This is a genomic window from Streptomyces sp. Ac-502 (genome assembly GCF_045222935.1).
In the GTDB taxonomy this organism is placed as follows: Bacteria; Actinomycetota; Actinomycetes; order Streptomycetales; family Streptomycetaceae; genus Streptomyces; species Streptomyces monomycini.
This window is the reverse complement of sequence record NZ_JBHFFO010000001.1, coordinates 5418327-5436016: the sequence shown is the minus strand read 5'-3', so window position 1 is coordinate 5436016 and position 17690 is coordinate 5418327. Positions and strand designations below refer to the sequence as shown.

The 17690-nt window shown below is 71.5% G+C and carries 15 protein-coding genes and 2 pseudogenes; 10 read left to right on the top strand and 7 right to left on the bottom strand.

Going from position 1 to position 17690, the window contains the following annotated elements; translation table 11 throughout:
• Positions 1–74: 74 nt before the first annotated feature.
• From ACEXOX_RS24555 to ACEXOX_RS24535, 5 genes and pseudogenes are all read left to right on the top strand, one after another.
• Positions 75–1316, top strand: coding sequence for an ABC transporter permease (locus tag ACEXOX_RS24555; RefSeq protein WP_406523298.1), 1242 nt, complete (start codon positions 75–77; stop codon positions 1314–1316).
• Positions 1317–1561: 245 nt separating this feature from the next.
• Positions 1562–3361 carry a DUF2252 domain-containing protein gene (locus ACEXOX_RS24550; RefSeq protein ID WP_406523297.1) on the top strand — a complete coding sequence of 600 codons (1800 nt, stop codon included), beginning with the start codon at positions 1562–1564 and terminating at the stop codon, positions 3359–3361.
• Positions 3283–3576, top strand: a pseudogene (locus ACEXOX_RS24545) (DUF2252 family protein); the annotation flags it as partial. The gene ACEXOX_RS24550 and the pseudogene ACEXOX_RS24545, both read left to right, overlap by 79 nt.
• A 202-nt stretch (positions 3577–3778) precedes the next feature.
• Positions 3779–4780 carry a hypothetical protein gene (locus tag ACEXOX_RS24540; protein WP_406526457.1) on the top strand — a complete coding sequence of 334 codons (1002 nt, stop codon included), beginning with the start codon at positions 3779–3781 and terminating at the stop codon, positions 4778–4780.
• Positions 4781–4790: 10 nt separating this feature from the next.
• Entirely contained in the window at positions 4791–5135 is a 345-nt protein-coding gene (locus ACEXOX_RS24535; RefSeq protein WP_406523295.1) for a rhodanese-like domain-containing protein, read from the top strand.
• Positions 5136–5157: 22 nt separating this feature from the next.
• On the opposite strand, the gene ACEXOX_RS24530 is transcribed toward ACEXOX_RS24535, so the two are convergent.
• The 6 genes from ACEXOX_RS24530 to paaA all read right to left on the bottom strand — a co-directional run bounded on the left by ACEXOX_RS24530 (position 5158) and on the right by paaA (position 10251).
• The gene (locus ACEXOX_RS24530) at positions 5158–6291 is read right to left on the bottom strand and encodes an acyl-CoA dehydrogenase family protein (RefSeq protein WP_406523293.1); all 1134 of its coding nucleotides are present in this window, start codon (positions 6289–6291) and stop codon (positions 5158–5160) included.
• Between the two features lie 82 nt (positions 6292–6373).
• On the bottom strand, positions 6374–7501 hold the full coding sequence (locus tag ACEXOX_RS24525; protein WP_406523292.1) for a 2Fe-2S iron-sulfur cluster-binding protein: 1128 nt from the start codon (positions 7499–7501) through the stop codon (positions 6374–6376).
• Positions 7501–7995 carry a 1,2-phenylacetyl-CoA epoxidase subunit PaaD gene (gene paaD, locus ACEXOX_RS24520; protein WP_406523290.1) on the bottom strand — a complete coding sequence of 165 codons (495 nt, stop codon included), beginning with the start codon at positions 7993–7995 and terminating at the stop codon, positions 7501–7503. Before paaD ends, ACEXOX_RS24525 begins: the two co-directional genes overlap by 1 nt.
• On the bottom strand, positions 7989–8786 hold the full coding sequence (gene paaC, locus ACEXOX_RS24515; RefSeq protein WP_406523288.1) for a 1,2-phenylacetyl-CoA epoxidase subunit PaaC: 798 nt from the start codon (positions 8784–8786) through the stop codon (positions 7989–7991). The genes paaD and paaC overlap by 7 nt, the downstream gene beginning before the upstream one ends.
• Positions 8783–9049, bottom strand: a complete 267-nt coding sequence (paaB, locus tag ACEXOX_RS24510) for a 1,2-phenylacetyl-CoA epoxidase subunit PaaB (protein WP_406526456.1) — start codon at positions 9047–9049, stop codon at positions 8783–8785. Before paaB ends, paaC begins: the two co-directional genes overlap by 4 nt.
• A 242-nt stretch (positions 9050–9291) precedes the next feature.
• On the bottom strand, positions 9292–10251 hold the full coding sequence (gene paaA, locus ACEXOX_RS24505; RefSeq protein WP_406523286.1) for a 1,2-phenylacetyl-CoA epoxidase subunit PaaA: 960 nt from the start codon (positions 10249–10251) through the stop codon (positions 9292–9294).
• A 227-nt stretch (positions 10252–10478) separates the two neighbouring features.
• On the opposite strand from paaA, the gene ACEXOX_RS24500 reads away from it, so the two are divergent.
• From ACEXOX_RS24500 to ACEXOX_RS24490, 3 genes are all read left to right on the top strand, one after another.
• Complete coding sequence (locus ACEXOX_RS24500; RefSeq protein WP_406523284.1) at positions 10479–11087, top strand: DUF5819 family protein; 609 nt, start codon at positions 10479–10481, stop codon at positions 11085–11087.
• Positions 11088–11415: 328 nt separating this feature from the next.
• The gene (locus ACEXOX_RS24495; protein WP_406526455.1) at positions 11416–12633 is read left to right on the top strand and encodes an HTTM domain-containing protein; all 1218 of its coding nucleotides are present in this window, start codon (positions 11416–11418) and stop codon (positions 12631–12633) included.
• A gap of 56 nt (positions 12634–12689) precedes the next feature.
• The gene (locus tag ACEXOX_RS24490; protein WP_406523282.1) at positions 12690–13511 is read left to right on the top strand and encodes a TrmH family RNA methyltransferase; all 822 of its coding nucleotides are present in this window, start codon (positions 12690–12692) and stop codon (positions 13509–13511) included.
• A 28-nt stretch (positions 13512–13539) separates the two neighbouring features.
• Here the strand turns inward: ACEXOX_RS24490 and paaN are convergent.
• Positions 13540–15245, bottom strand: a pseudogene (paaN, locus tag ACEXOX_RS24485) (phenylacetic acid degradation protein PaaN).
• A 221-nt stretch (positions 15246–15466) separates the two neighbouring features.
• Here paaN and ACEXOX_RS24480 point away from each other — a divergent pair.
• Together ACEXOX_RS24480 and ACEXOX_RS24475 are read left to right on the top strand one after the other, a co-directional pair.
• Positions 15467–16987 (top strand): 3-hydroxyacyl-CoA dehydrogenase, encoded by a 1521-nt coding sequence (locus ACEXOX_RS24480; RefSeq protein WP_406523281.1) that lies wholly within the window; start codon positions 15467–15469, stop codon positions 16985–16987.
• A gap of 2 nt (positions 16988–16989) precedes the next feature.
• The gene (locus ACEXOX_RS24475; RefSeq protein WP_406523279.1) at positions 16990–17577 is read left to right on the top strand and encodes a TetR/AcrR family transcriptional regulator; all 588 of its coding nucleotides are present in this window, start codon (positions 16990–16992) and stop codon (positions 17575–17577) included.
• Positions 17578–17690: the final 113 nt, after the last annotated feature.

Genomic DNA, 17690 nt, shown 5'->3' with positions numbered 1-17690 from the left:
TAGTACAACGTGAAATGAGAGTTGTATAAGCCAACTACTCGATGCTGAGCGACTAGCTTGAGAAGGCACGACGCATGAGTTCGGTCCGACGTCCTGACCACCACCGCCCCGATCACCGAGCCGATCTGCGGCACGTCCTGACCCACCTGATCACCCCGTTGCTGATGTGCATCGGGATGGGCCTGGCCTACCTGGGGGCGTTCGCGCATCCCGAGCCGCACCACCTGCCCGTCGCCGTGGTCGGTTCGGGCTCCCAGACGCAGGTGCTGGCCCAGTCGATCAGCGACAAGGCACACGGCGGCCTGGACGTCCGCACGGTCGGCAGCCGGGCCGAGGCCGAGGACCAGCTGAAGCACCAGGAGATCTTCGGCGCGTACGTGATGGACGCGCACGCCACCGGCGGCGGGGCACCGGCCTCGAAGAGCGACGGCGCGGCGGCGGCGAAGAACGGCGCCGGGGCGAAGGCGGCACCGGAACTGATGGTCGCGACCGCCGGCTCCGACACCACGGCGACCGTGGTGCAGAAGATCTTCACGCCCGTCGCGGCCCAGCAGGGCATGCCGCTCAAGGTCACCGACGTCGCCCCGCCGGCCGAGGACGACCCGACGAGCCAGGGTCTTTTCTTCCTGATGGTCGCGATCAGCATCGGCTCGTACGCCTCGGTCGCGGTGATCGGCGGCGCCGGGGCCGTCCTGCCGATCCGGTTGCGCGCGGCGCTGGCGGTCGGCACCTCGTTCGTGGTCAGCATCCTCGGGACGCTCTTCGCCGGCCCGGTCTTCCACCTCGTGGACCACGGGCTGTGGGGGCTGTGGGCCATGGCCTGGCTGTACTCGGCGGGCATCCTGCTGATCGGCACCGGGCTGCACACGTTCCTCAAGCGCTGGACCACGCTGGGCGTCATGGCGCTGTTCGTGATGCTCAACTTCACTTCTGCGGGCGGTGTCTTCCGCCCCGAGCTGCAGAACGGTTTCTTCGCCTCCCTCCACGCGTTCTGGAACGGCGCCGGCTTCGTCGAGGGCACCCGTAGCCACGTCTACTTCGACGGCAACGGGCTGGCCGGACACGTCTGGACCCTGGTGCTGTGGCTGGTCGTGGGCCTGGTGCTGGTCGGCGTGGCGTCCCTGGCCGAGGCACGCCGTCGGCGCGCGGCGGCGGCCGCGGCACAGAACGCGACGGCCGTGGCCGCGGCCGCCGTGGCCGCAACGGTGCCGGAACGCCACCCCGCCCACGCCGCGGCCGCCGGCGACGAGCACGCGGAGCAGTCCGGGCGGTCCGAGGAGGCCGAGGAGGAGATGGAAGAGGCAGTCGGCGTCTGATGCGACCGGGCTGACCGGCCGGTCGGTCCGACCGAGTCGACCGGCCCTCGCCCCCCCAAATCCGTCACACAGAGTTATCCACAGGCCCTGCCGCGAGGCGGGGCCTGTCTGTACCGTCGTGACCACGCGGCGGAGACCGCATCCCGGCGACCGGCGGCAGACCACCGGTTTCTGCGGGCGTTCCGACGCACCCGGACGACGGTGTCCGGGGCCGGGCAGGGGGCACGAAGGAGGAGGTGGCGGCGGTGACGCGATTGCCGTACGTAACGGGGTTCGCGAGGCCGGACGCGCGGGGACCCGCGCCGAAGGCGGTCGGTAAGGCGCTCCGGGAGCGGACACCACGTTCGGCGCAGGGCCGGTTCGCGCCGGATGCCGGGCGGCCCGACGCGGTGACGACCGTCGAGGAGTCCAACGCCGGCCGTCTGCCGGAACTGGTGCCCATACGGGTCGGCCGCATGGCTGCCAGTCCCTTCGCCTTCCTCCGCGGAACCGCGGGCCTGATGGCGTACGACCTGATGACCACCCCGGTGACCGGTATCGGCGCGCAGATATGCGGTGACGCGCACGCGGCCAACTTCGGTCTCTACGGCGACGCCCGCGGCAAGCTGGTGATGGATCTCAACGACTTCGACGAGACGCTGTACGGGCCTTGGGAGTGGGACCTGAAGCGACTCGTGGCCTCGTTGGTGCTGGCAGGCCGGGAAGCGGGGGCGAGCAAGGAGCAGTGTCGTGAGGCGGCCCGTGACGCGGTGGGCGCGTATCGCCGCACGATGCGGCTGCTGGCGGGCATGTCGGCCGCCGACGCCTGGAACGCGATAGCCGACGAGGAACTGGTCTCCCACGCGGACGCTCGCGATCTGCTGGGCACGCTGGAGCAGGTGGTGGCCAAGGCCCGGAAGAACACCAGCGCGCGGTTCGCGGCGAAGTCGACGGAGGAGATACCCGGCGGCGGCAGGAGGTTCGTGGACGCCCCGCCCGTACTGCGCCGCATACCGGACGCGGAGGCCGCCGCGGTCGTCTCCTCGCTCGCCGACTATCTGGACACGCTGCCGGAGGACCGGCTTCCGCTGCTGGCCAGGTACGAGGTGCAGGACGTGGCGTTCAGGGTGGTGGGCACGGGGAGTGTGGGCCTGCGCTCCTACGTGGTGCTGCTGCTGGACCACCGCGGTGAGCCACTGGTGCTCCAGGTGAAGGAGGCGAGGAGTTCGGCGCTGACTCCGTACGTGGAGAAAGTCGGCTTCCCTGCGCGGACGGTCGCCCACGAGGGCCGGCGGATCGTACGCGGACAGCGGCACATGCAGGTGGTGAGCGACAGCTTGCTGGGCTGGACAACGGTGCACGAGCCGCACGCGGGAAGCGGCGCGAACGGTGGTGACGCGGGTGAGCAAGCGGGGCGGGGACACGAGCGCGGGCGTGGCCGGGGAAGGGGCGAAGGGCGGGCAGAAGGGCCGGCCGAGCCGTCGGCCGAAGCGTGGTCGGTAGGGCCTGAGGCGCGGGACGAGAGGGCACGCGAGCTGCGGCCCGACGCACGGGACGAAGCACGGGTCGTCAGGGAGAGCGAGCTGTGGAGTCAGGGGCATGGTGAGCCTCGGGGGCAGGCGGGGTTCGAAGCGCGGGGCGGAAGGCGTGGCGAGGCGTGGGGTGGCCCACGGGCGAGGGCATCGGCCGAGGAGCTGGGGCAGCCAGGGGGAGGGCTGAGGGCTGGGACAACAGCTGATGGGGCGGACGAGACATGGGTTGGGCCGATGGGTGGGACGTCGGCTGAAGGGGTGGGGCGGACGTGGGCCGGTCCCGGGTTCGGGATATCGGCTGAGGGCGTGGGCGAGACGTGGGCTGAACCTAGCGCCGAGGGTCGCAGTGACGCGGTGGCCGAGGGGCGTGGGGCGCGGAGTGAGGGGCCTGGCGAGGCGTGGGCTGAGGGTGAGCCCTTGTCCTGGAGGCGGGGTGGGGGGCGGGGGAGGGGGCGGGGAGGCCTTACCAGGTGCGGCAGTTCCGGAACCGTAAGGGCAGCGTCGACCCGGCCGCCCTCGCCGGCGACCAGATAGACGACTACGCACGGATGACGGGTGCGTTGCTGGCCCGGGCCCATGCGCACAGTGCCGATCCGCGCGTGGTGGCGGGGTACTGCGGCAAGGGGGATGCCCTGGATGAGGCGCTGGCCGATTTCGCGGTGGCCTACGCGGACCGTACGGAGGCGGATCACGCGGAGTTGGTCGCGGCGATCAGGAAGGGGCGGATAGCCGCGGAGACGGGAGTCTGAGCGGGGTCGGTACGGGCCGTAGGGTGGCCGGGTGACGAACTCGCAGGCGGAGAACGCGCAGGACGGCCAGGACGCACACGCTGACCACTGGATCGCGGGGCATGCGGACCACGCGACGCAAGGGGGACACCAGGCCCAGACGGGCCAGGAGGGTCCGACGGGCCAGGCAGGTCAGGAGGATCTGACGGGCCAGACGGGCCAGATGGGTCAGGCAGGCCTGGTGGGCCGGGAGAGTCTGGTGAGTCAAGGGGCCCAGACGGGACCGGCAGGACAGGAGGCCCAGGCGGGGCATGAGGCCCAGGCGGGTCATGGGGCCCAGGCGGGTCAGGAGCAGGAAGGTCTGGCGGCCGATGCGGGGCCGGGTGGTCACGCCGGCCCTGGCGTCCCGGGTGCGGATGCGGGCCGCGCGCACGAGGGCGATGGCGCGGGCGGGGCTTCGACGCGGCGGTTGGCGCAGGCGGTGGAGGCCGCTGAGCAGGCACTGATCGAGTTCGAGATCGCGGTGGAGACCTTCCGGGTGGAGGTGGAGAACTTCTCCCGGCTGCACCACCAGCGTCTCGGTCCGATGTACGCGCGGCTGGACGAGCTGGATGCCCAGATCGCCGAGGCGATCGCAGCTCGTACGGGTGACCCCGAGGACGTACGCAAGGCACGGGAAGCGCGGGCGTCGGTGCTGCCCATGCCCGACGTCGAGGAACTTTTCCACGGGTGGATGGGGTCCGAGGGGCTGTACCCGGAGGCCGAGGCGATGCTCAACGAGCAGTCGGTCCGGCCGCCGCAGAAGGTGCGGCCGAGCGAGGAGGCCCGCCGGACCTACCGTGACCTGGTGCGCAAGGCCCACCCCGACCTGGCGCGCGACGAGGCCGAGCGGGGCCGCAGGGACGCGTTCATCGTGCGGGTGAACGCCGCGTACGCAGCCGGGGACGAGGCGGCGCTGCGCGAGCTGGCCCAGGAGTGGGAGGCCGGCCCGGTGCCGCGGGAGCAGCGGCCGAGCGAGAGTGAGGAGCTCTACGCGCGGCTGGAGTGGCTGGCGGAGCGCAAGGAGATGCTCGCGGCGGTCGCCGCCGAGCTGGAGAACGGTGCGATCGGCGCGATGATCAAGATGGCGCCCGAGGACCCGGACGCCCTGCTGGCGGAGATCGCCGAGAAGCTGCTGGCGGATGTGGCCGAGCGTGAGGCGTACCTGGCGCAGCTGGTCGGGTAGCGTCGGGTCCATGCATTTCGGATCTCTGCCCACGGTCAAGGTCGACGCGTTGACGCCCGACGACTTCCTTCTGGACGTCCGGGAGGACGACGAGTGGGAGGCGGGGCACGCCGAAGGCGCGCTGCACATCCCGATGAGCGAGTTCGTCGGCCGGTACGGCGAGTTGACGGAGCAGGCGCCCGACGGCGGCAAGGTCTATGTGCTGTGCCGGGTCGGTGGCCGTTCCGCGCAGGTCGCCCAGTACCTGATCCAGCAGGGCATCGACGCGGTGAACGTCGACGGCGGGATGCAGGCGTGGGAGGCTTCCGGCCGCCCGGTGAGGGACAGCAAGGGCGAGCCGGGCGCGGTCGTCTGACCTGTCGCTTTCGGCCGGTGGCTCAGCCGAGGGCGTGAGCGGCCAGCAGGTCGCCCAGAGCCTCTTCGTGTGCGGCGGCGGGGCCGAGGGAGAGTTCGAGCTGCTTCGCCCAGGCGTGGTAGCGGTGCAGCGCGTAGTCCGTGTCGGCGCCGAAGCCGCCGTGCAGGTGCTGTGCGGTCTGTACGACGCGGCGTACGCCCTCCGATGCCCAGATTTTGGCCACCGCGACGTCTCCTGCCGGTGGCAGTGCACCGTTCGCGCCGCTGCTGATGCGCCACGCGGCCTGCCAGAGGGTGGCCTCCATGGCCCGCAGGTCGATGTAGCGGTCGGCGGCCTGGACGGCGACGGTCTGGAAGGTGGCGACGGGGAAGCCGAACTGCTCGCGTTTCGCCGTGTAGGCGCTGGTCATGGCCAGTACGGTTTGGCCGAGTCCGAGAGCCAGCGCGCAGGTGCCGGTGGTGAGCAGGTTGCGCAGCCACTCCCAGGCGCCGGGGCTGGTGATCATCTCTTCGTCGCGGATCCGTACGGAGTCCAGGTGGACTTCCGCGTGACGTTCGCCGTTGGTGGAGGTCTGGTCGGCGAGGCGGACGCCGTTCCGGAGGCGGGGTACGAGGGCGAGTACGGCGGTTCCGTCGCCGGTGTGGGCGGGGATGAGGACACGGTCGGCGCTCTGCGCCCAGGGGACGGCGGTCTGCATGCCGTCGAGCACCCACTCGGCTTCTTCGCGGCGGGCGGTGACGGCGAGCTCGGCGGGGTCATGGCCGGTCCGTCCGGCGGCGGCGACCGTGAGGATCAGCTCACCGCGTCCGGTCCGGGGCAGTACGTCGGCGCGCAGCGCGTCGGCGGCACAGGTCTGGACAGCGAGGGCCGCCGCGCTGTTCTCCAGCAACGGTACGCGGGCCAGCACCTTGGCGGACTCACGGAGCACCAGGCAGAGCGCGATCGGGTCCAGGCCCGCACCGCCGTACTCCGGGGCGAGTACCAGACTCAGCAGGTCGGCGTCGGCCAGCTTGCGCCACAGGGGGCGGTCGATGTCGTCGGCCACGGCTCCGGCGGTGAGGGCGGGGCTCGGCACGCTGTCGGGAACGACGTCCCCGAAGACGGCCTCGGCCGCCTCGACGGCCGCCTGCTGCTCCTCGGTGAAGGTGAAGTCCACTGTCCTGTCCTCCCGCGTGCCCGCACGGCGACTGCCTGACGGGTCGTCAAGTTAAAACAGGTTGCAGTATTTGTGAATGGGGTCAGCGGTCGAAGTCCAGCTCGACCTCCTCCGTCACGGGATGCGACTGGCAGGCGAGGACGTATCCCGACGCGACTTCCTCGTCCTCCAGGGCGTAATTGCGGTCCATACGGACCTCACCCGTCACCAGGAACGCGCGGCAGGTGCCGCAGACGCCTCCCTTGCAGGCGTACGGGGCGTCCGCGCGGTTGCGCAGCACGGTCTCCAGCAGCGGTTCACCGTCCAGGACCGGCCAGCTGCCCGCCCGGCCGTCCAGGGTCGCGGTCACGGTGCTGTGCGCGGGGGTACGGAGGGATGCGGGGCCGCCGGGGAGGGAGGCGGGGCTCTCAAAGGTGGGGTCGGTAACCGCGGGGTCCGTGGAAACGGCGTCCGCGAAGGCGGCCTCTCCGGGCGCGGGCTCGGATATGTGGAAGATCTCTTCGTGGATGCGGTTCCGGGGGACCTGGAGGGCGCGCAAGGCGCGTTCCGCGGCCTGGACGAGGCCGTACGGGCCGCACAGGTACCAGCCGTCGACGGATGCCACGGGCAGCAGGGCGGGCAGCAGCGCGCGGAGCCGATCCTCGTCCAGCCGGCCGGAGGGCAGGCCCGACTGCTGGTCCTCGCGGGAGAGGACGGAGACGAGCTGGAAGCGTTCCGGGTAGCGGTCCTTGAGGTCGGCGACCTCCTCCAGGAACATCGTCGATGCTGCCGTACGGTCGCTGCGGACCAGGCAGAAGCGGGCGTCCGCCCGACGGGCCAGCAGCGTCGCGACGATGGACAGCACCGGTGTGATGCCGCTGCCGCCGACGATGCCGACGAAGTGCCCGGGACGGGGCTCCAGCACGAAGCGACCGGCCGGTGCCATGACGTCGACCGTGTCACCGACGGCCAGTTCCTTGAGGGCGTAGGTGGAGAACTCGCCGTCCTCGACCAGCCGTATCCCCACCCGCAGCGTGGGATCGTCCGTTGCCGGGGTGCAGATCGAGTACGTACGGCGGATCTCCCGGCCGTCCACGGTGCGGCGCAGCGCGATGTGCTGGCCCGGGACGTGCCGGAAGGTGGTGCGCAGCTCGGGTGGCACCTGGAAGGTGACGGCCACGGCGTCGTCCGTGAGCCGTTCGATCTCCGCGACCCGGAGCGGGTGGAACATCACAACTCCTTGAAGTGGTCGAACGGTTCGCGGCAGGTCTCGCAGCGGCGCAGTGCCTTGCAGGCGGTGGAGGAGAACCGGCTGAGCAGCGTCGTCTCGGCCGATCCGCAGTGCGGGCAACGGATGGCCAGCGCCACCGGCACGGGACCGCCGGCCGGGCCGGTGGGACGCGGCGGGGCTATGCCGAACTCGGTCAGCTTCCGGCGGCCCTCGGCCGTGATCGCGTCGGTCGTCCACGGCGGGTCGAGGACCGTGCGCACCTCGACTTGGGGGATGCCGTTGTCATGGAGGACGCGTTCGATGTCGGCGGACATGGTCTCGACGGCGGGGCAGCCCGTGTACGTCGGGGTGAGTTCGACCTCCACCTGCCCGGGGCCCGTGAGTCGCAGGCCGCGTAGTACGCCCAGTTCGGCCAGGGTGATGACCGGCAGCTCCGGGTCGGGTACGGAGCCGGCCAGGTCGCGCAGCCGTTCTTCGAGCGCGGTGGTCACCATGTCGCTCCCGGGTGGCTGCGGTGCAGGTGCTGCATCTCGGCGAGCATCCGGCCGAAGGGTTCGGTGTGCAGCCCCTGGCGCCCGGCCCCCGCGGTCCAGGCGCCGCGGCTCGGGCCCTCGGGGGCGGTGAGGGTGGCGCGCGTCAGGACGGACTCGACGCGGGTGGTCCAGGCGTCGTGCAGGGCGGGCAGGTCGACGTCCAGCCCCGGTACGGGCTCGAAGAGCTCGCCGGTGAAGCGCCACAGGGCGGTCAGGCCGCGTTGTATCCGCTCGTGGCTTTCTTCGGTGCCGTCGCCCAGGCGCAGGGTCCACTGCTCGGCGTGGTCACGGTGATAGGCGACCTCCTTGACCGCCTTCGCCGCCAGCGGGGCCAGGGGGCTGCTCTCGGAGGCCAGTTGGCCGTACAGCAGCTCCTGGTAGGTGGAGAAGTACAGCTGGCGGGCGATGGTGTGGGCGAAGTCGCCGTTGGGCTGCTCGACGAGCTGGCAGTTGCGGAAGGCCCGTTCTTCGCGGAGGTAGGCCAGTTCGTCCTCGTCGCCGGCGAGGGAGAGCAGGACGCGGGCCTGGCCGAGGAGGTCCAGCGCGATGTTCGCGAGGGCCACCTCTTCCTCCAGGACGGGGGCGTGCCCGGCCCACTCCCCCAGCCGGTGGGACAGGACGAGGGCGTCGTCACCGAGGGCCAGGGCCGGGGCAGCGGCGGCGACGTCCCGGGCGAGGGAGCCCGCGGGGGCGGGAGCCGCGGCGGTGCTGTCGGCGGCGGCCGGTGCCTGGGCGGTCGGTACGGGCTTCACAGGTGCTGCACCCCGTCCGGGATCTCGTAGAAGGTCGGGTGGCGGTAGGGCTTGTCGGCGGCCGGTTCGAAGAAGGAGTCCTTCTCGTCCGGGGAGGAGGCGGAGATCGCGGCGGACGGGATCACCCAGATCGAGATGCCTTCCGAGCGGCGGGTGTAGAGATCGCGGGCGTTGCGCAGGGCCATCTCGGCGTCCGGAGCGTGCAGGCTGCCCGCGTGGGTGTGGGACAGGCCGCGCCGGCTACGGACGAAGACCTCCCACAGCGGCCAGTCGGTGGGCTTCGCGGCGGGCGCGGCCGATGCGGCCGATGCGCTGCCCCGGTGAGCGGTGGGCGCGCTGCCGGGCGCTGGGGCCGGTGTGGCCGGTCCCGCTGACGCGGTCCCGGCTCCTCCGGTCCCGGCTCCGGGCCCGTCTCCGGTCCGGCTCTTCGGCCCGGTCGGGACTGCGGTGCCGTCCGCAGCCGGCCGGTTCTCCGGGTGCTCGCTGTTTTCCGTACCGTTCGCGGTCATCGGGTCCCCTCCCCGTGCTTGGCCGCGTACGCCGCCGCGGCGTCGCGCACCCAGGCGCCTTCTTCGTGGGCGCGGCGCCGTTGGGTTATCCGCTGCTCGTTGCAGGGGCCGTTGCCCTTGAGCACCTCGCGGAACTCGTCCCAGTCGATGGGGCCGAAGTCCCAGTGACCACGCTGTTCGTTCCACGTCAGGTCGGGGTCCGGGAGGGTGAGGCCGAGTGATTCGGCCTGCGGGACGCAGATGTCCACGAAGCGCTGGCGCAGTTCGTCGTTGGAGTGCCGCTTGATCTTCCAGGCCATGGACTGGGCCGAGTGCGCCGACTCGTCGTCGGGCGGGCCGAACATCATCAGTGACGGCCACCACCAGCGGTCCACGGCGTCCTGCGCCATGGCGTGCTGGGCCTCGGTGCCGCGGCTCAGGGCCAGCAGGAGTTCGTACCCCTGGCGCTGGTGGAAGGACTCCTCCTTGCAGACGCGGACCATGGCGCGGGCGTACGGGCCGTACGAACAGCGGCACAGCGGGACCTGGTTCGTGATCGCGGCGCCGTCCACCAGCCAGCCGATGGCGCCGACGTCGGCCCAGGTCAGGGTGGGGTAGTTGAAGATGGACGAGTACTTCTGGCGGCCGGAGTGCAGCTTGTCGAGCAGCTCGTCGCGGCCGGCTCCGAGGGTTTCGGCGGCGCTGTAGAGATACAGGCCGTGGCCCGCCTCGTCCTGCACCTTCGCCATCAGGATCGCCTTGCGGCGCAACGACGGGGCCCGGGTGATCCAGTTCGCCTCCGGCTGCATCCCGATGATCTCGGAGTGCGCGTGCTGCGCTATCTGGCGCACCAGTGATGAGCGGTAGGCGTCCGGCATCCAGTCACGCGGCTCGATCCGTTCGTCCGCGGCCACCGCCGCGTCGAAGCCTGTCTCCAGGGCCGCGAGGGACTCCTCGCCCGGCGCGATCGTCGTCATGTGATCCCCCTGCCTCCCGACCGACCGATCGTTCGGTTCAATGGTGTGGCCGCGCGTGCGGGGTGTCAAGCCTGTGGATAACTCAGGGGAGGATGTGCCGGGTGGGGCCGCCTAGGTACGGTTCCGGAGCGGTGAAAAGCCGCTCGGGATCTGGGAACGGGGCAGGAATGCAGCATTACGGGGACGAATCGCGGCCACCAGCCGCGCTCTCGCTACCGTCACGCGTCGTGGTGAGCGTCGTGGCGGGCGCCGTGACGCTGGCCGTCGTGATCCACCTGGCGATGATGTTCCTGCACGTGGCACCGCCCAACACGCTGAGCAAGCAGCACAGCGAAGTGATCAATGACTACGTCTTCCCGGAGTACGAGCAGAACTGGAAGCTGTTCGCCCCCAACCCGCTCCAGCAGAACATCGCGGTGCAGGTACGCGCCCAGGTGCGCACCGAGGGCGACGACCGGCTGACCACCGGCTGGACCGATCTGACCGCCGTCGACGGCCGGGCCCTGCTGCACAACCCCGTACCGAGCCACACCCAGCAGAACGAACTCCGCCGCGCCTGGGAGTACTACCTCAACACCCACGACGCACAGAACCGCACCTCCGGTGCGCGGGGTGAACTGGCGGAGCAGTACGTACGGCGGATCGTGATGCAGCGCATGAGCGCGCGGTGGGCGGCGCGCGGCAAGGTCGAGCAGATACAGGTCCGCTCGATGACCACGGCCGTCAGCCCGCCGTCGTGGAGCGCGGAGAAGATCAGCGAAAAGCCCAGGTACCGCGAGCTGCCCTGGTGGCCGGTCACCACGGACGACCTGCCCGAAGGAGCGAGGATCCAGTGACAGCGCACAGGTCGCCTTCGCAAGGGGCACGGGACGCGGCGGGCAACGGCTCCCCGGCGGCGGAGAGCCGCACGGACACGGACACGGGCACGCGCACGGGCACGGGCACGGAGGCCGCGGCGCGGGACAGCCGTACGGGCACGGACGCCCCGGCGGCCATCCCTGCTCAGAGCCGTACGGACGAAGCGGACTCCCCGGCCAAGGCCGACACCGCCTGGCCCGTCGTCACCCCACCCCCCGGCTCGCTCCCGGAGCCGCTCCCCGGTTCGTCCTCGGCGCCGTCCTCCGGCCCGGCCTCCGCACCCCCGCCCGCGCCGACGAGACGCGCATCGAACGCGCCTTCGGACAGGCCTTCAGGCGCGTCACCGGCATAGCCTTCGCCCCGTACCAGTCCGCCGTCATCCGTATCGGATTCGCGGCCACCTGGCTCTTCTTCCTGCTGCGGGAGTGGCCGAACCGGCACGAGCTCTACGGGCCCCACGGCCCCTGGAGCGGCGACATGGCGCGCCGGCTCCTCGACGGCAACGAGGCCTTCTCGATCCTGACGTGGACCGACAGCCGGGGCTGGTTCGAGCTTGTCTACGGGCTCGCCGTCGTCGCCAGCGCCCTGCTGCTGGTCGGCTGGCGGACCCGCACCATGTCGGTGCTGTTCATGGTGGGTGTGCTCTCGCTACAGAACCGCAGCATCTTCATCGGGGACGGCGGCGACAACGTCCTGCACCTGATGGCGATATACCTGGTGCTCACCCGCTGCGGGCAGGTGTGGTCGCTGGACGCGCGCCGCGCCGCGAAGCACGTGTGGCCGTCCGACGGTCCTCCGGAGCGCGACACCATCGGTGTCGTCCTGTGGGCGGGCCTCGGGCTGTGCCTCGCCGTCGCTCAGGTCCTGGGCCTGTCCGGCCTCTCCTGGTTCGGCCCCGGACCCTTCCCGAGCGTGGGCTGGGGCCTGACGTTCTGGATCCTGTGGCTCTCCCACGGTGCTTGGTGGGCGGCGCGGCGGTACGCCCCCGGAGAGCCGCGCCTCGTCCTCGACATGATCACCAAGCTGATCCACAACGGCGCCCTGCTGGTGATCGTCGTCGAGGTCTGCCTGATCTACGCCACGGCCGGCTGGTACAAGATCCAGGGGACGCGCTGGCAGGACGGCACCGCGGTGTACTACCCGATGCACCTGGACTACTTCTCGCCCTGGCCGGAGCTGTCCCGGGTGCTCGCCGACAACGGTCTGATGGTCATGCTGATCACGTACGGCACGGTGATCGTGCAGGTCGCCTTCCCCTTCACCCTCTTCAACCGCCGTCTGAAGAACGTGCTGCTGGTCGCGATGATCTGCGAGCACCTGTCGATCGCGTTCCTGCTCGGGCTGCCGTTCTTCTCGCTTGCGATGATCACGGCGGACGCGGTGTTCCTGCCGACGGTCTTCCTGGTGTGGCTGGGCGCCCGGGGCACCTCCGTACGCGACCGGGTGCTCCCACGCCGTACAGCGGTACGCGAGCGAACCCGCGCAGCGGTACGCGAGCGAACCCGTACAGCGGTACGCGAGTGACGCCGTGGACGGGAGCGGCGGATGTCCGGTCGGCGGACAGTTGAGATAGTGGGGAAATGATCGAGAACGGGACCTCGGACGATCCGGTACGGCGCTGGCGCGCGAGCGCCGGCGACCCGTCCTCGGTCCTCCTGGACGGCTTCCACGCGCTGAAGCACGCCCTGCGCTTCGGCGGGGACGTACGGCACGTCCTGACCAGCGACAAGCCCGCCCTCCTGGCGCTCGCCGAGGAACTCGCGGACGACCTGACCGCCGACCTCGAAGAGCTGGCGGAGCAGGTGCCGGTGGCGGCACTGCGCACGCTCCTGCCGAAGGTGCACCCCACGGGCGTCGCGGCCCTCGCCGTACGCCCCGACGCCGCGGCGAACCTGGCCCGGCTCCGCGAGGCCCCGCGACCCGCTCCCGTCGTACTCCTGGAGAACCCGCGCAACCTGGGCAACATCGGTGCCGTCGTCCGCCTGGCGGCCGGTTTCGGCGCCACCGGCGTGGTCACCACCGGCTCGCTCGACCCCTGGCACCCCAACGCCGTACGGGGCAGCGCCGGTCTGCACTTCGCCGGCGCGGTGGAGCGCCTGACGCTGCCGGAACTGCCGCCAGGACCGGTCTACGCCCTCGACCCCGAGGGCGCGGACATCCGTTCCGTGACGTTCCCCGACGACGCGATCCTGGCCTTCGGGTCCGAGCGGCAGGGCATCTCGGACGAGCTGAGGGAGCGGGCATCGGCGCTGGTCGCGGTGCCGATGCAGGCGCGGGTGTCCAGCTTCAACCTGGCCACGAGTGTGGCCATGGGGCTCTTCCACTGGATGTCCCGCGGCACGGCGGCACCGGCCGCCCCGGCTGGGATGACCGGAGCGGCCGCAGGGCCGACGCTCTTCTAACGCTCCCGGGCTTCAGCTCTCCCGGGCTTCAGCTCTCCTGGGCGGGCCTGCGCACCTCCACTGTCCGGAAGCGGTCGGCCACGAACGCGCCGTCGCACAGCGCCGCGTTGGCCGCCGGGTTGCCGCCCGAGCCGTGGAAGTCGGAGAAGGCGGCGGTCTGGTTGACGTACACCCCGCCGGTCAGGTTGAGGGACAGCTGCGCGCACTCCTCCAGGCACGCCTCCTCCACCAGCTTCTCCACCTCCCCGGAGGTGGTGTACGCGCCGACCGTCATGGCGCCCTTGACGCGCGTGGTGTGCCGCATCAGGTCCACCGCGTCCGCGGCGGAGTCGACGGCCACCGCGAAGGAGACCGGGCCGAAGCACTCCGAGAGGTAGGCGGCGTCGGCGCCCGCGCCCTCCCAGAGCTTGCGTGCGCCGTCCATCTTGACCATCACCGGCGTACGGACCGTGGCGTCGGGGAAGTCGGGGTTGGCCACCTCGCGGGAGGGCAGGGCCACCTCGCCCAGCCCGGAGGCCGCCTCGATCCGCTCCTTGACCTGCGGATTGACGATCGCACCCAGCAGGGCGTTGGCCCGCGCGTCGTCGCCCAGCAGCTTGTCGACGGCGGTCGCGAGGTCGCCGACCACGTCGTCGTACGACTTGGGGCCGGCGTCCGTGGTGATGCCGTCGCGCGGGATGAGGAGGTTCTGCGGGGTGGTGCACATCTGGCCGCTGTACAGGGACAGGGAGAAGGCGAGGTTGCCGAGCATGCCCTTGTAGTCGTCCGTGGAATCGATGACGACCGTGTTGACGCCGGCCTTCTCCGTGTAGACGCGCGCCTGAGGCGCGTTGGCCTCCAGCCAGTCGCCGAACTCGGTGGAGCCCGTGTAGTCGATGATGCGGACCTCGGGGCGCACCGCGAGGATCTTGGCCAGGCCCTCGCCGGGCCGGTCGACGGCCAGCGCGACCAGGTCGGGGAGAACCCGGCCTCGGCCAGCACCTCGCGTGCCACCCGGACGGTCAGCGCGAGCGGCAGCACGGCCCGCGGGTGCGGCTTGACCAGGACCGCGTTGCCGGTGGCCAGGGAGGCGAACAGGCCCGGGTAGCCGTTCCACGTCGGGAAGGTGTTGCAGCCGATCAGGAGGGCGACGCCGCGGGGAACGGCCTTGAAGGACTTGGACAGCTCGAGCGGATCGCGCTTGCCCTGTGGCTTGGACCAGGCGGCCTGCTCCGGGGTGCGGACCTGCTCCGCGTAGGCGTACGCGACGGCCTCCATGCCGCGGTCCTGTGCGTGCGGCCCGCCCGCCTGGAACGCCATCATGAACGCCTGACCGCTGGTGTGCATCACGGCCTGCGCGAACTCATGGGTGCGCGCGCTGATCCGCGACAGGATCTCCAGACAGACCAGCGCCCTGGTCTGCGGGCCTGCATCGCGCCACGCGGGCACCGCCGCGCGCATCGCGGGCAGCAGCACGTCCGGGTCCGGGTGCGGGTAGCTGATGTTCAACCCGATGCCGTACGGGGAGACTTCCTCGCCGGTCCAGTCGTCCGTGCCGGGCTGGTCCAGCTCGAAGCGCTTGCCGCGCAGGGCGTCGAAGGCGGCCTGGCCGTCCGCCGCCGCGTTCTCCCCGTAGGCCTTGGGGTGCTCGGGGTGCGGGGACCAGTACGCGCGGGTACGGATCGCCTCCAGCGCCTGGTCGAGCGTCGGGCGGTGCTTTTCGAGCAGCTGCGCTGCGGTCAGTTCGGCGGCCATCGAAGACCAACTCCTCGTCGGGCGGGCTGGGCCTGTGACGTCTCAGGGCGCCCGCCGCGTGGCGCGGACGCCACGCCGAGGCAGCGACGCCTCTGCGAGGACAGGTCCGAGGACAGGGCTGGGCACCATTTCGGCGACGGGGCTAGAGTAACCGAACGATCGGTCGGGGCAAGAGGGTCCGGCGAACCTGTGGACAACTCCGTCGGGGAGGATCAGCTGTCATGACAGCCATCGAAGCGGGCCGCACCGTCGCGGTCGTCGGCACGGGCACCATGGGGCAGGGAATCGCGCAGGTCGCGCTGGTCGCGGGCCACCCGGTGCGGCTCTACGACGCGCTGCCGGGCCGGGCCGCCGAAGCCGCCGAGGCGATCGGGCGCCGCCTGGACCGGCTGGTGGAGAAGGGCAAGATGGCGCCCGCGGAGCGCGCGGCGGCCCGCGCGCGCCTCACTCCTGCCACCGCGCTCCCCCAACTCGCCGACGCCGCACTCGTCGTCGAGGCGATCGTGGAGGAACTGGGCGCGAAGCAGGAACTGTTCGCCGCCCTGGAGGAAGTGGTCGGTGAGGACTGCCTGCTGGCCACCAACACCTCGTCCCTGTCCGTCACCGCCGTCGCGGGCGCACTCCGCCTGCCCGGGCGCTTCGTGGGCCTGCACTTCTTCAACCCGGCACCGCTCCTGCCCCTGGTCGAGGTCGTCAACGGCTTCACGACGGACGCCTCGGCGGCCACCATCGCGTACGAGACCGCCGCGGCCTGGGGCAAGACTCCCGTACGCAGCGCCGACACCCCCGGCTTCATCGTCAACCGCATCGCCCGCCCCTTCTACGCGGAGGCCCTGCGTGTCTACGAGGAGCGGGCCGCCGACCCGGCCACCGTCGACGCCGTGCTGCGCGGGTCCGGCGGCTTCCGGATGGGGCCGTTCGAGCTGATGGACCTCATCGGACAGGACGTGAACGAAGCCGTCACCCGATCGGTGTGGGAGGGCTTCTTCCGCGACCCGAAGTTCACGCCCTCACTGGCGCAGCGGCGCCTGGTGGAGGCCGGTCTGCTGGGCCGCAAGACGGGGCGGGGCTGGTACGACTACGCGGACGGCGCCCCCGGGCCGCGGCCGCACACCGCGGAACCGTGCCCGGCACCGGCGGCCGTGACGGTGCACACGTCCCTCTCCGGGCCGGCCGCCGTGCTCCAGGAGCTGATCGACGAGGCCGGCATCAAGGTCACCCGGGACGGCGCTCCAGGGGAGCACGAGGGCTGCATCCGGTTGCCGGGCGGCGCCCGCCTGGCGTTGACCGACGGCCACCCCGCTACCGGGGACGCGTCCGGCCCGACGATCCGTTTCGACCTGGCGCTGGACTACCGGGCCGCGGCCCGCATCGCCCTCGCGCCCGGTGCGGAGGCGTCCGAGCAGGACGTACGGGAGGCGGTCGGCCTCTTCCAGGCGCTCGGCAAGAAGGTGAGCGTCATCGACGACGTACCGGGCATGATCGTCGCCCGTACCGTCGCGATGGTCGTGGACTTCGCCGCGGACGCCGAGGCGCGCGGCGTCGCGAGCCGCGAGGACATCGACACGGCCATGCGACTCGGCGTGAACTACCCCGGCGGGCCTTCGGAGTGGGCCGCGCGCGTAGGACGGCGCTGGGTGTGCGACCTGCTGGAGACGCTGCGCCAGCAGTACGCCGACGGCCGTTACGGTCCGTCCCGGGCCCTGCGCCGCGGTTTGAAGCTGAACGGCCGGATGCTCTAATCATGACCATGGCCAAGCGCGACACCTACACGCCCGATTCGCTGCTGTCGGTCGCCGTCGAGGTGTTCAACGAGCGCGGGTACGACGGCACCTCCATGGAGCACCTCTCCCGGGCGGCCGGTATCTCCAAGTCCTCGATCTACCACCACGTGCGCAGCAAGGAAGAGCTGCTGCACCGCGCCATAAGCCGGGCGCTGGACGGGCTCTTCGGGGTCCTTCAGGAGCCCGGCGCGTGCACGGGGCGGGCCATCGAGCGGCTGGAGTACGTGGCCAGGCGTGAGGCGGAAGTGCTGATGGAGGAGCTGCCGTACGTGACGCTGCTGCTGCGGGTGCGCGGCAACACCGACACGGAGCGCTGGGCCATGGAGCGCCGGCGGGAGTTCGACGGCGAGGTCACCGAGCTGCTCAAGCAGGCCGCCGCCGACGGTGACCTGCGTGCGGACGTGGACGTCCGGCTGGCGACCCGGCTGCTCTTCGGCATGATCAACTCGATCGTGGAGTGGTACCGGCCGGGCCGGGGCGGCTCGGCGGACAGCGACGAGGTCGCCGAGGCCGTGGTGCGGACGGCGTTCGCGGGGCTGCGGACCTGAGGCGGGGCCGGGCCTGAGGCTGGTCCCGGACCTGAAGTGGGCCTTCGGACCCAAGGTGCCCCCGGGCCTGAGGCGGGACCCCGGACCCAAGACGGGCCCCGGGCCGGTCGCGA

Bases quoted from the DNA above. Each gene is read 5' to 3' on its own strand.
- ACEXOX_RS24540 (WP_406526457.1), top strand. From the start codon at position 3,779: ATGGGTCAGGCAGGCCTGGTGGGCCGGGAGAGTCTGGTGAGTCAAGGG.
- ACEXOX_RS24525 (WP_406523292.1), bottom strand. From the start codon at position 7,501: ATGTTCCACCCGCTCCGGGTCGCGGAGATCGAACGGCTCACGGACGAC.
- paaA (WP_406523286.1), bottom strand. From the start codon at position 10,251: ATGACGACGATCGCGCCGGGCGAGGAGTCCCTCGCGGCCCTGGAGACA.
- paaD (WP_406523290.1), bottom strand. From the start codon at position 7,995: ATGGTGACCACCGCGCTCGAAGAACGGCTGCGCGACCTGGCCGGCTCC.
- ACEXOX_RS24535 (WP_406523295.1), top strand. From the start codon at position 4,791: ATGCATTTCGGATCTCTGCCCACGGTCAAGGTCGACGCGTTGACGCCC.
- ACEXOX_RS24475 (WP_406523279.1), top strand. From the start codon at position 16,990: ATGACCATGGCCAAGCGCGACACCTACACGCCCGATTCGCTGCTGTCG.
- ACEXOX_RS24490 (WP_406523282.1), top strand. From the start codon at position 12,690: ATGATCGAGAACGGGACCTCGGACGATCCGGTACGGCGCTGGCGCGCG.
- ACEXOX_RS24555 (WP_406523298.1), top strand. From the start codon at position 75: ATGAGTTCGGTCCGACGTCCTGACCACCACCGCCCCGATCACCGAGCC.
- ACEXOX_RS24480 (WP_406523281.1), top strand. From the start codon at position 15,467: ATGACAGCCATCGAAGCGGGCCGCACCGTCGCGGTCGTCGGCACGGGC.